Raw genomic sequence first — 12130 nt, 5'->3', positions numbered from 1 at the left:
CGGCGCAACCTCCTGCTGCGCCGTCGCAGAGTATGGATCGCAAGCTCGCATAGCCGGCTTCACCGCGCGCGATCCACGTGTTCCGCGTTTTCGTGTTCCGCGTTTTCCATTGCGAACTCTTCCGCGGTATTAGCTACCGGGTCTTCCCCGGTTTCCGTTGCGAACTCTTCCTCGGTATCCAGGTCTTCTGTGCTTTCCGCCTCTCCCACGCTGCAGCCCCTGACTTCCGCCTGACGAACTCTCCGCGGAGGTCTGGCCGCAGAGTTGCCGGAAATGGTAGCCATCGCAAGACGCGGATTACCTGCGAAAATCGGCAGCTGCGCGAGATTCTCCGCAACGTTCGAGATCAAAACTCCCACGCCCTTAGCCACTTTCACCCCGATCATCACGAAAATCACCGCGAATCCGACGAAGGGCAGGAAAATTACGAACAATCCACCGAGCAGCAGCGCCGCCGGCACGAGCAGAAGAATCGGCGCCTTGATGTATTCGCTCTCGGCGCCGCCCGGTAGCCTGCCGCTCTCCTTTTCGACCGTCACGATCTCCCATTCACCTTTCTTCCAGTAGAAACAGTCTTTGGCGGGGTTTCCGCCTCTGTATGTCAGCATTTCCCTTCACCTCCCGTCTTCATTTCCTGTCTTCATCACCCCAGTACAAGCGCGCTTATTGCGAGGGCGACGTAGGGCAGGAAAATTACGAACAACACACCGCGTATCAGCGCGAGCGGAACGAACAGAACATCCGGCACCTTGATGTATTCGCTCTCGATGCCGCCCGGCAGCCTGCCATTCTCCCCTTCGACCGTCACGATCTCCAATTCACCCTTCTTCAGATAGAAACCGTCTTTTGCGGGTTTTCCGCCTTTGTACCTTCGCATCTCCGTTCACCTCCATCTGTTCATTTGCTAAGTATGAACATAGGCGCTGCGAACGGTTTAAGTAATTGGGCAACCGCCCGAGCGACTCAGGAAAAGGTTCGGAGCGCCAAGGGGAAAAACATCCGGGGCAGAGGGGAATTCCACCCGAGAGAGCCGGAAATTTCACCTGAGAGAGCCGGAAATTTCACCCGAGAGTGCAGCCGAGGAACCCCGGATCTTTTTCCTTGCCTCTCTCTTAATTTCCTCTCCCTGTTAGGGAGAGGGATGAAGGGGAGAGTGAAAAGTCCGATTACAGCGCGCGATTTTTTTCGCGCGCGATTCAGGATTCTGCGTCCGCATTCTTTATCCGTCCGCTTCTTATCTTTGTGTCATCCCGAGCGCAGCCGAGGGACCCCGGATCTTTTTCCTTGCGTTGCCCTGTGGAGACCTTTGCGTAGCATTAAGACCCGTTGGTACGGGAGGCCAGTATTAAGAAGAGGAAACACGGCGCGCCCGCGCAGGGGCTGCGCCCGCCAACGGCGGGCGGCCTTAATACTGGGTGCAGGGGTCACCCCTGCCCGCGCCCGCCAACGGCGGGCGGCCTTAATACTGGCTGCAGGCGTCACCCCTGCCCGTGCCCACGGGCTCAGCGGCCCGTGAATTTCGGCTCCCGCCGCTGCAAGAACGCTTGCAACCCTTCTTGACGGTCCCGGCTTATCTCCTGCGGATGGGTGAATAAAATATATTCCCGTTCATCGACACGGACTTTGTTGTCCGTCGTCTTGTAGTGCCCGTACTTGACCGATTTGATGTAGAGCGGAGGAATCTTCTTGAGCAGCTCAGCCCAGCGGATAGCCTCGTCCATCACGCGCTCATCCTCTACGACCTTGTTGACCAGCCCGACCTCATAGGCGCGATGTGCGTCCATGATCTGCCCGCCGTTCCACGCTAGCAGCATGAACTCGAGGCTGATCTTGAAGGGCATGTATGGCAGATACTCCATCGGTGGGAGCGGCGTGCCAATCCGCGCTTCCGGAAAACCCATCAGCATGCTCTCGCCGGCGATCGTAATGTCGCAGCCGCGCACGGCGAGCGCATAGCCTGCCCCGAGCGTGTAGCCCTTGATCGCGCCGACTATGGGCTTGAACACGGTGATGCCGTTTTGCGGATAGCCTTGATGGACCTGGAATGGCACTTCGCGATCGATCGCACCGGGGCTCACGTCCGCGCCGGCGCAAAAGTGCTTGCCTGCGCCCGTCAGGATGGCGACCTTGGCTGCCGGGTCGGCCTCGAACCGGCTCCAGGTCGCGCACAAGGCGTCGCTGAGCGCGCCGTTGAGCGCGTTCAGCTTTTCCGGCCGATTCAGCGTCATGAAGGCGATTTCATCCCTCACCTGATAGAGCAGCACCGCCTCTGACTTCGCCGCCTTTGGCGGCTTGGCGATGCGCTTCTCACGCGGCCTCGACACACTAGCCATGACGTCTCTCCCCTGATTGGTCACGCGGCCTCCCGTGCTCACCGCGGCGATGCTCGATCGTATCCTGCACCACTCGATCATTGTCAACATCAAGGGGGAGAGCTTCAGACTCAAGGACAAGCGGAAAGCTGGGTTGCTTGGAACACAGCAAAAGCTTCAAAAACGATGACGTATGTGGTTGGATAAGGCTTCACTCAGTAAGATGCAAAAGCTGCTCACCGTATTGCTTGTCCTCCAGATTCTGGTGTTCGGAAGCTACCGGAGCGCCAGGGCCGAGGCGCCCGGGCAAGTAATAGCCTCCCCCGACGGAGCGTTGCGAGCACTGATTATCCCTCTGCATAACAACGGAGGCTTTGAAGAGAGCCGCGTCGAGATCCACGGAACCGGCGACAAGCTACTTTGTACAAAAGATGATTCGTCGAACGAAGGAGAGCACGGGCTTAAAGTGGAGAAAGGCCGCTGGACCCCTGATTCTCGCTTCTTTGTGTACAATACGACATCGTCTGGCGGTCATCAGGCTTGGCACTCACCTACGTTCTTTTACAGCAGGGCGAACAACCGCATTCGCAACTTGGAGGAAGTTAGTCATCGGGTTGTTCTCGACCAAACCCCAGATCCGACGTTCAAGATCGTTCCTCCACACTCAGTCGCGACGGTGAGTCCGGGAGCGTTGTACGGGGTCAAAGGCTTCGGCAAAGACAATGACTTCGTAGTTCTTGTGAACTTGGAGACCGGAGCTGTATCGCAGCAGACGAAATGGCCGGATAAAGCCCTGCCGTAGATCTTGACTGATCCAGCCAGCTTACCGAGCGAGATCTCAACAGAACAGCGAGGGGGAAGGTCCCCCTCGCGCTCCCCCTGCCACGAGCAGCGAGTGTAGCCGGGCGGCGGATTTGATCATATTGTGCAGCGAAGTGATCATTTTCCACGGCAAAAGTGCCCGGAGATGAGGCGAACGGAGCGGCAAAACCCATTAGCAGGGCTTAACTGGCAGCCTGCGGCCGGCCCGGAGCCGGGCGAGCATTCTTGCATATTTGCATACCGCCAGGCGGGCTGAGAACGGCGGTCGCGGGCCGGAAAGTCTTGATTCGCAACTGAACGTCTGACACCCAAGCGGTACAGGGAGTACGATCCCGGCAATGAATCGGGTTACCAATACCGCCAGAGACCAGCTGAGGAGCATCGCGCGACGGGCGATGCTGGAACGGGGCTTGCTCCCGGAGTTCTCGGCCGCCGTCCTCGAACAAACAGACGCCATCGGCAAACCAGCCCAGGCGGATCTTTCTTTCCGCGATCTTCGGAGCCTCCCTTGGGCCTCGATCGACAACGATGATTCGCTCGACCTTGATCAGCTCTCGGTCGCTGTTCCCGCGGCTGGCGGTACGGTGAAGATACTCGTCGCGATTGCAGACGTTGACGCGATCGTCAAGCGAGGCTCAGCGATCGACGTCCATGCGCTGGCCAATACAACCTCCGTTTACACGGCCGCCGAAATCTTCTCGATGCTTCCGGAAAAGCTCTCGACCGACTTGACATCGCTTGGCGAGAGCCAGGAACGGCTCGCCGTCGTCATCGAGATGGAGGTTGGTAGTGGCGATGGCGTTGTGAGCGGGGGAGACATCTACCGGGCGGTCGTGGTCAATCACGCGAAACTCGCCTACAACGGCGTCTCCGCCTGGCTCGAAGGAGTCGCGCCGGCCTTGGCGCAAATGCCGTCGGTAGCGGGGCTTGACGAGCAGCTCCGTATTCAGGATCGGGTTGCACAATCCATGAAGCAGCTCAGGCATCAACACGGTGCGTTGAGTTTGGAAACGGTCGAGGCTCGGCCCGTGTTCGACGGCGACCTGTTGACCGATCTACGATCCGAGAAAAATAATCGGGCCAAAGAACTGATTGAGGAATTCATGATCGCGGCTAACGGTGTTACCGCGAAGTACCTCGAGCGCAAGGGCTTTCCTTCGCTGCGTCGGGTGCTACGCGTACCCGAGCGATGGGATCGGATCGTGGAGATGGCTGCCGGCTTGGGTGCGCGTCTGCCCTCGCGGCCCGATATCATGGCTCTTGAGGACTTCCTGGTGAAGCGCCGTCAGGCCGATCCTGACCATTTTCCGGATCTCTCGCTGGCGGTGATCAAACTCCTGGGCCGTGGAGAGTACGTGCTGGAGCTTCCTGGTCATCAAGCAGAGGGACATTTCGGACTTGCGGTCAAAGACTATACTCATTCCACCGCCCCGAACCGGCGCTACCCTGATCTCATAACGCAACGCTTGCTGAAGACCGCGATTGAGGGACGGCCGGTACCCTATACTAGCGAGGAACTTGGCGAATTGGCTCGACACTGCACGGAAAAAGAAGACGCCGCCGCCAAGGTCGAGAGGCAGGTGGATAAGTCGGCCGCCGCACTTCTCCTCGAAACAAGGATCGGCGATGAATTCGACTCGATCGTGACCGGCGCTTCAGAGAAGGGGACCTGGGTCCGAATCATTCAACCCGCCGCCGAGGGTAAAGTCGTGCGCGGCTACCAGGGTCTTGACGTCGGCGATCGCGTCCGCGTCAAGCTGGTCGACACCAACGTCGAGCGCGGCTTTATCGACTTCGCCAAGGTCGCGTCATCATGAAACCGCGCGAGGTGATCCATTCCCCGCTTGCATACAAGGACGAGAAGTTCCTTGAGAACGAGGACGCTCGCCCGCTGCGCATACTTGCGGAATACCTCCAGCCGCTGCACAATTTTCGACGCGAGCACATCCACCATACTATCGTCTTCTTTGGGTCGGCTCGGCTCGCCCCCGACGGTCCTCTCGGTCGCTATTATGAGGAGGCCCGAGAGCTCGCGCGACTCGTCACCGCATGGTCCATAAGTCTCGCCTCTCATGCACACCGATATACGGTCTGCACGGGTGGAGGGGGCGGGATTATGGAGGCCGCAAATCGGGGCGCATCAGAGGCGGGCGGAAGGACTATCGGCCTCAACATAGGGTTGTCGCATGAGCAACGGCCCAACCCCTACGTTAGCCGCGGGCTGTCCTTCGAGTTCCGCTACTTCTTCATGCGCAAGCTTTGGTTCGCGCATCTCGCGCGTGCGCTAGTTGTTTTCCCCGGAGGCTTCGGCACCCTGGACGAGATGGCCGAGATACTGACTTTGCAGCAAACTGGAAAATTGGATCGCCGGATACTGATCCTTCTCTACGGCTCGGAGTACTGGAAAGAGATCATCAACTTCGACGCGCTCGTCCGTCATGGAATGATCAGCCGCGAAGATCTCGACCTCTTCCGCTATGTCGACGATCCGGCCACGGCGCTTGGTGTGCTGCAGGACGCGCTCACGACAGAGGCTGAAGTGACCGCACCCGCCTTTGCCCACTCGCGGACATCCCGTCAGCCGCGTGGTTGAGCAAACAGTTCAACTGGTTACCAGTCTCATTGACCCTTGTGCCTGCGCAGGCACACCTGGAGAATCCGCGGCCGGAGCTTCCCGATGCCGTGCTCGGGCTGGCCAATGGACAGAAATGGACAAATGAACCACTCATCGATCGGAATGAATCAACGCCGATTTCTTCATCGCGGTTGCGGCGCGCGGTGCATCATCGGCTCAGCAACCCCGCGTCGATTACGAACTGGGAGCCCGTGATGAATCGCGCTCGTTCCGAGGAGAGAAAGACCACCGCCGCGGCCACATCTTCGGGCTCGATCCACGGCACCGGGAGGAGATTGCCGGCGGAGCGCTCGGCGATTTCCAGCGGCGTACTCCCCTCGAGCGACGCCAGGCCATCATTCATTGGCGTGTTCACGCCGGTGGGATGAATCGAAACCACGCGAATTTTGTGCGGCGCCAGTTCGATCGCCCACGACTTCGTCAATCCGACCAGTCCCCACTTGGAGGCGGCATAGTGACTTAACCGCGCCATGCCGCGAAGCCCGGCGACCGACGAGTTATTGATGATCACGCCCGACCGGCGGGAAATCATCTGCGGAATCACGTTCTTCGCCACCAGCCACGCGCCCTTCAGATTGATGTCCAGCATCGCGTCCCAGGCTTCCTCGCTGAGCTCTTGAGCGAGACCATAGGCGCAGATGCCCGCGTTGTTGAAGAGGATGTCGATTCGTCCGAAAGTCTCGATCGCTTCCCCGACGGCGGCGGCCACGGCGCGGCCGTCGCGCACGTCGGCGACGAGCGCGAGAGCGCGCACGCCGAGGCTCCGAATCTCGGCCGCAACGGAGTCCAGCTCGTGCGCGGTTCCGAGCGCGTAACCGGGGTAAGCCAGCTGCCTCGCCACGTCCAGCGCAGCGATGTGAACACCCTCGCGGGCGAGCGCGATGGCGCAGGCCCGACCCTGACCGTGAGCCGCCCCGGTAATCAGCGCCACTTTGTCTCGAAGGTCGTCGTACACGATGCGCTCCCGAAGGATTTCCGCCGAATGATGCGTCGGCTGGAGCCATTCAGCCGTCGGCGGGGGTACCCTTGCGCCGAAACGGCTGGAGATATTCGTCCAGATCGACGCGCAGCGCGTTGTTGAACGCGTTGGTCGCGATCATGATTGCGCCGAACGCCGTAAGCTCGACGATCTGCGCGGGCTTAAGAAAACTCTCAAGCCGCGCGTAGAGCTCGTCGCTCACGCGATTGGCGTCTACGACAAGCTGGCGGCCGTAGTCAACCACCGCGCGCTCGGTCTCGTTGAGCTTCAGCGAATCGGGGTCTTCGCCGGCTTCGATGAGCAGGCGGCGGAAGAATGTGGAACAGATGAGGCAATCGGTCTGGGCCGAGATCGCGTGGACGAAAAGCGTCGTCGCGCGTTCGCCGAGGAAGCGCGCGACCGCGTCATGCAGCGGATACCACTGCATCAGAGCGTCCAGCGCGATCGGCGAGTGCGCCAGCGTGAGCTTCATGTTGGTCACGCGCCCGTGCGCGAGGCGCTGGCGTTGCAACTCCTCGCGCGCGGCCGGTTCGGCGTGGGCTTCTGAAATCGGCGCTACGCGGCTCATGTCGTCCTCCGCAATGACACGGCGCTCTTCACGGAGTCACAATCCTCAATCTCGCATTCAGCATCATCGTGTCTCGATCGCCGGTCAACCGATTGGCTCAGGCGCGGCGCGCCCCACAGCGGGTTCTCGCGGCAGCGTTTCGGTCCTCGTCCAAGATTTTTCATTCCTGCTCGAAACATCCGCGGTCAGCGCCGCATGATTGCGCATCGACGGGCCGCCCGTCAGGTCCCACCGGCCGCTGCGTCTTGAGGCACGTGTAGCACGCAGTCGACTCATCGGGTTTGAAAATCCGTTCGCCGTCAGGCGTGCGGTAGTACGCGGTCTTGGTGCGCAGATGAGCGCAGAATCCGGCGGATGGCGAGGGCATCTCAGGCGGCCTCCAGGCCAGCGACGCTCATGATCGCGCGGCGCACGATCACCTTCGCAATCACCACCTTGTACGCGTTGTCGGACATCGGCCGCGCGTCTTTCAGCGCGGCTTCGGCCGCGGCGCGAGCGCGCGACTCGTCGAGCGGTCCGCCTTTGAGCGCAGCTTCCGCTTCGGGCGATCGCCACGGCACGGGCGCCACCGCGCCCATCACGACGCGCGCATCGCGGACAGTATTCGCGCCGGGCGCGCGATCGAGAGCGATCGCGACGCTGACCAGCGGCCAATCGAAGCTCTGCTTCTCCCGCGCCTCGAGGTAATGGCTGCGCACGCTCGAAGGCGATGCAGGCACGATCACTTCGGTGACTATTTCGCCGGATTTCAGGGAATTTTCCCGCTTCGGATCGACGGTAGGAAGCGTGAAGAATTTTTCGAGCTCGACAGTGCGCTCGCCAGCCGGTCCGACGATCGTCGCACTCGCGCGCATCGCGATCAACGCGGGCGCAAGATTCGACGGATGCACGATGAACGCCGGACCGCCACCCAAAATCGCGTGGTAACGATTGAGGCCGCTGATCGCGTAGCACGTGTCGCCGCCCTTCTTCAGGCAATTCACGTCGGGATTGCGAAAATACCAGCATCGCGGGCGCTGCAGGATATTCCCGCCGACCGTCCCAAGATTGCGAATCTGCGGCGTGGCCACCTCGCCGGCGGCCTCGGCAATCGCGGTGAACCTGGCGCGGATCGCAGGGTGCTCCGCGACTTCGCTCAGCTTCGCCATCGCACCGAGGCGAAGTTCTCCAGACGGGCGCACCTCGATTCCACCGAGTTCCTTCAGCCCCTTCAAATTCACGAGTGCGGTTGGAGACTCGACATTTTGCTTCGACAGATCGAGCACATCGACGCCGCCCGCAAATGCGACGTGGCCGTCTTGAGCAAGCAGTCGCGAGGCGCTTGCGAGATCGGCCGGCGTGATCACCTCGAATCGGTTCATCGCAATTCCAAATCCTTCACGCGCGTCCCAGAGCCGCCAGCACGCGATCGGGCGTGATCGGAAGTGAACGCACCGGCACGCCTATCGCGTCGTACACCGCGCACGCAACCGCGGCCGCGCTCGCTACGTGCGCCACCTCGCCGAGTCCCATCACGCCGGTATTGGTGATGCCGTTGGCGACTTCGAAAAACGTCACGTCGATCCGCGGGACGTCGAGCGAGCCGAGAAGCTTGTAGTCGTCCATCGTGGGATTCACCATGATACCGAGCATCGGATCCATCCGGCGATTCTCGAACAGCGCGAACCCGATTCCCATCAGGATCCCGCCGTTGACCTGGCTGCGCGCCATCAGCGGATCGATAATCCGTCCCGCGTCGTGGACCGCGACGACGTGCGTCACGCGGACGATCCCGGTTTCGGTATCGACCTCGACTTCGGCGAACTGACATCCCGCCTGATCGGTCCGAAAGCCTTCGTAGTTGGCCACGCGCTCGCCCTGCGCGGAAATCGAATCGCCGGGGATTCGCTTGCATACGTCGGCAAACGCGAGCGAGCGCGAGGGGTTGGTACGCACCCGAATGAATCCGTCGGACGCCTCGAGGTCGTCGGGTTCGGCGCCGAGTATCGGCGCCGCGATCCGAAACAGCTTGTCCTTGAGATGCGCCGCAGCCTGGCGCACCGCGGGCGTGTTCGAGGGCGCGCTCAGGCTACCACCGCTCGGGACGGAGAACAGAAATCGCGTGTCGCCGATTTCGGACTTCACACGATCCACCGGCAGGCCGAGTTCCTCGGCCGCGACGATCGCGAGAATCGTGCGCGTGCCGGTGCCGATATCCTGGGTGCCGACGCGAACCTCGACGGCGCCGTCGCGATGCGCGATCACTTGCGCCTCCGGCCCCGGCACTCCGACCGCATGCCACTCGGCAGACGCGACGCCGACTCCGCGCTTGAAGGCGCCGCTAGATTTCGGCGACGAATTTTTCTCAGCCCATCCAAACGCGCGCGCGCCGATTTCGTATTCGGCGGCACGGACCGGATTGTCGCTGTTGCGGCGGCGGAACTCGAGCCGGTCGATTCCCGCCTTGCGCGCCATCTCGTCCATCGCGAGTTCCAGCGCGAAGCATCCCTGCGGCCAGCCGGGCGCACGCATCGGAGACGCGGGGCCGGCGTTCGTGTAGATGTTGCGTTCCTCGGTGCGGATATTGGCGCATCGATAGATTGACTTGAACGGGCCCGCGCTGCCCGCACCACCGCCGATCCCGCCGCTTCCACGTTGCACAAGATCGATCGCGGTCAGCTTTCCGTCGCGATCGACGCCCAGCTTGACTTTCTGCTCCGAGTTCGGACGGTTACCCGTCGATCGATGCTCGTCGCCGCGCGGGAGCATCACCTTGACCGGCACGCCGGTCGCCCCAGCCAGCCGCGCGGCAACAATCATTTCGGGGGTTGCGCCGAATTTCGATCCGAAGCCGCCGCCAAGGAACTCGCAGACTACGCGCACATTGTCGGGTGGGAGACTGAAATACACCGCCAGATCGTCGCGCACGGAAAAAACCCCCTGCGTCGAGCACCATACCGTGAGCTGGTCTCGCGCCGCGTTGAAGCTCGCAACCGCGCCATGCGTCTCGAGGCAGACGTGCGTCTGCACGGCCGTCGTGTAGGCAGCCTCGATCGTGTTCGCCGCGACCTCGAGTCCTCTTGCGACATTGCCGACGCTCGAAGTCGAGGTCCTGCCGACGTTGGATCCGCTACCGAAAACGCGCGGGGCGAAATCCGCCATTGCGCGGTCCATATCAACCACGAACGGCATCTTTTCGTAATCGACTTTGATCAACTTGAGCGCGTCGGCGGCGAGGTCGGAACTGATAGCGGCAACGGCTGCGACTTCCTGACCGGCGAAACGGATTTCGCGATCTTCAAGAGCAAGAACCGCGCGCACGCCATCGAGATGCTCCGCCGCGGACAGATCGATGTTGCGAATCCGCGCGTGCGGCCGCGGACTGCGCAGGATCGCGCCGTAAAGCATCCCGGGCAATTCGATATCGTAAGTGTAATGCGCAGCGCCCGTCGCTTTCAGTGGTCCGTCAACGCGCGGCGTGGGCTTGCCGACCACGGACAGGCGCTCGCCCCATTGCCAAGGCGTCGGCTCGTCATCGGGAATGACGACCGTGACGTCGCGCGTGTTGCCCTGAAAGCCGAGGTTGAGCGTGACGCGCCGCGACATCAGGCGTCCTTCGCCGCGCGGACAGAACGCGCGGATCCGGCAGGTCCAGGCTTAACGGCTCTGAAAGCGGCCGCGAAGACGTCCGGATAAGTGCCGCATCGGCAGATATTGCCGGCGGTTGCGTGTTTGATTTCGTCAGTAGTAGCTGCCGGATTGCGCTCGAGCGCGGCCGCGACCGACATCACCATCCCCGGCGTGCAGAACCCGCATTGCAGCGCGTCGGTTTCGACGAATGCGGCCTGCACGGGATGCATATTCGACGGCGTGCCGAGACCTTCGATGGTGGTGATTTGGCGCCCACGCGCATCGATAGCCAGCACCATGCACGACGTCACGGGCTTGCCGTCGAGATGCACGGTGCATGCCCCGCACGCGCCGCGATCGCAGACGAGTTTCGTGCCTGTCAGTCCAAGATGCTCCCGGAGCGCGCTTAGCAGGGTTACGCGCGGCTCGATCTCAAGCGTCGCGGGCTTGCCGTTGATGTTCAGTTCGATCGTCGTAGCTTCAGGCCCGAGCTTTTCTACGACACCGGCGGGCAGCGTCTTTTCATCGGCGGCTGCCGGCCGCACGCGCACCAGGCCTGCCGCAGCAGCGACCACACCGGCGCCCTTGATGAACGATCGGCGGCTGATGCCGGGCGGTTTGCGGGGCTTGCGGTCGTCTCGATTCATTTGGAAATTGCGCCAGCGGCGTCGCCGACAGGCTTTGCAGTCATTAAGATAGCAATCGCCGCACCGAAGAGAACCATCCCCACTGGAAGCGCAAATGCCGCGATTTTGATCGAGTAAACGCCCGCTACCAGAAGCTTGTCAGAGAACATTCCCACGTCGTAGCCGAAGCGGTCGATGAGCCATCCGTTGGCGAGTGCGCCGCTGGTGAATCTAAGGCGCGCAATTTCAGCGCTGAGCCGCCCGACGATCGGCAGCACGAGCGCGCAAACAATTACCGCGGCTATCATCGAGCGGTTCCTGAGCGCTCCGCCATTTACCAGTCGCGCGCCGATGCGAATTCCGATCAACATTCCGACCGCCGCAGCCGCGCACTCTATGATTGCAAACTCGTTGGAATTCCACCACGCGCCGAACGAGGGATTGAGGTATCGCACTGCGATATGCGCGCCCGCGCCGTAGCTGAGTGTCGCGATGACGCCGAGCGCGATTGCGAGCGCGGTAAGCCGGCGCATCCAGGCTGGCGTTCGGCGCGGCGATTTTTTTCGTGGCATCTGTGGA

13 protein-coding genes and 1 pseudogene are annotated in these 12130 nt (G+C 61.5%); 4 read left to right on the top strand and 10 right to left on the bottom strand.

Going from position 1 to position 12130, the window contains the following annotated elements; translation table 11 throughout:
• Window positions 1–59: 59 nt before the first annotated feature.
• The 3 genes from ABR989_RS04210 to ABR989_RS04200 all read right to left on the bottom strand — a co-directional run bounded on the left by ABR989_RS04210 (window position 60) and on the right by ABR989_RS04200 (window position 2333).
• On the bottom strand, window positions 60–608 hold the full coding sequence (locus ABR989_RS04210; protein WP_428125944.1) for a DUF2062 domain-containing protein: 549 nt from the start codon (window positions 606–608) through the stop codon (window positions 60–62).
• Window positions 609–643: 35 nt separating this feature from the next.
• Window positions 644–877, bottom strand: a complete 234-nt coding sequence (locus ABR989_RS04205) for a hypothetical protein (protein ID WP_428125943.1) — start codon at window positions 875–877, stop codon at window positions 644–646.
• A 625-nt stretch (window positions 878–1502) separates the two neighbouring features.
• A complete protein-coding gene (locus tag ABR989_RS04200) occupies window positions 1503–2333 on the bottom strand; it encodes an enoyl-CoA hydratase/isomerase family protein (protein ID WP_428125942.1) in 831 nt (276 codons plus the stop codon).
• Window positions 2334–2370: 37 nt separating this feature from the next.
• Between ABR989_RS04200 and ABR989_RS04195 the strand changes: the two are divergent.
• The 4 genes and pseudogenes from ABR989_RS04195 to ABR989_RS04180 all read left to right on the top strand — a co-directional run.
• A pseudogene (locus tag ABR989_RS04195) lies at window positions 2371–2502 on the top strand (ATP-binding protein); the annotation flags it as partial.
• 33 nt (window positions 2503–2535) lie between these two features.
• Window positions 2536–3114, top strand: a complete 579-nt coding sequence (locus ABR989_RS04190) for a hypothetical protein (RefSeq protein WP_428125940.1) — start codon at window positions 2536–2538, stop codon at window positions 3112–3114.
• Between the two features lie 358 nt (window positions 3115–3472).
• A complete protein-coding gene (locus ABR989_RS04185; protein ID WP_428125939.1) occupies window positions 3473–4951 on the top strand; it encodes an RNB domain-containing ribonuclease in 1479 nt (492 codons plus the stop codon).
• Window positions 4948–5727, top strand: coding sequence for an LOG family protein (locus tag ABR989_RS04180; protein WP_428125937.1), 780 nt, complete (start codon window positions 4948–4950; stop codon window positions 5725–5727). The genes ABR989_RS04185 and ABR989_RS04180 overlap by 4 nt, the downstream gene beginning before the upstream one ends.
• 190 nt (window positions 5728–5917) lie before the next feature.
• Here ABR989_RS04180 and ABR989_RS04175 read toward each other — a convergent pair whose 3' ends face one another.
• The 7 genes from ABR989_RS04175 to ABR989_RS04145 all read right to left on the bottom strand — a co-directional run bounded on the left by ABR989_RS04175 (window position 5918) and on the right by ABR989_RS04145 (window position 12123).
• Entirely contained in the window at window positions 5918–6724 is an 807-nt protein-coding gene (locus tag ABR989_RS04175; RefSeq protein WP_428125935.1) for a mycofactocin-coupled SDR family oxidoreductase, read from the bottom strand.
• Window positions 6725–6773: 49 nt separating this feature from the next.
• On the bottom strand, window positions 6774–7316 hold the full coding sequence (locus tag ABR989_RS04170; RefSeq protein WP_428125934.1) for a carboxymuconolactone decarboxylase family protein: 543 nt from the start codon (window positions 7314–7316) through the stop codon (window positions 6774–6776).
• Window positions 7317–7476: 160 nt separating this feature from the next.
• Window positions 7477–7683 carry a hypothetical protein gene (locus ABR989_RS04165; protein WP_428125932.1) on the bottom strand — a complete coding sequence of 69 codons (207 nt, stop codon included), beginning with the start codon at window positions 7681–7683 and terminating at the stop codon, window positions 7477–7479.
• Between the two features lies 1 nt (window position 7684).
• Entirely contained in the window at window positions 7685–8677 is a 993-nt protein-coding gene (locus ABR989_RS04160; protein ID WP_428125931.1) for an FAD binding domain-containing protein, read from the bottom strand.
• Between the two features lie 16 nt (window positions 8678–8693).
• Window positions 8694–10901, bottom strand: coding sequence for a xanthine dehydrogenase family protein molybdopterin-binding subunit (locus ABR989_RS04155; RefSeq protein ID WP_428125929.1), 2208 nt, complete (start codon window positions 10899–10901; stop codon window positions 8694–8696).
• Window positions 10901–11572, bottom strand: coding sequence for a (2Fe-2S)-binding protein (locus ABR989_RS04150; protein WP_428125928.1), 672 nt, complete (start codon window positions 11570–11572; stop codon window positions 10901–10903). Before ABR989_RS04150 ends, ABR989_RS04155 begins: the two co-directional genes overlap by 1 nt.
• A complete protein-coding gene (locus tag ABR989_RS04145) occupies window positions 11569–12123 on the bottom strand; it encodes a hypothetical protein (protein WP_428125927.1) in 555 nt (184 codons plus the stop codon). The genes ABR989_RS04150 and ABR989_RS04145 overlap by 4 nt, the downstream gene beginning before the upstream one ends.
• Window positions 12124–12130: the final 7 nt, after the last annotated feature.

It is taken from the genome of Binatus soli (SeqCode) (genome assembly GCF_050015535.1).
GTDB classification, from domain to species: Bacteria; Desulfobacterota; Binatia; order Binatales; family Binataceae; genus Binatus; species Binatus soli.
The sequence above is the reverse complement of the archived record's forward strand: the minus strand, read 5'-3'. Positions and strand labels throughout refer to the sequence as shown.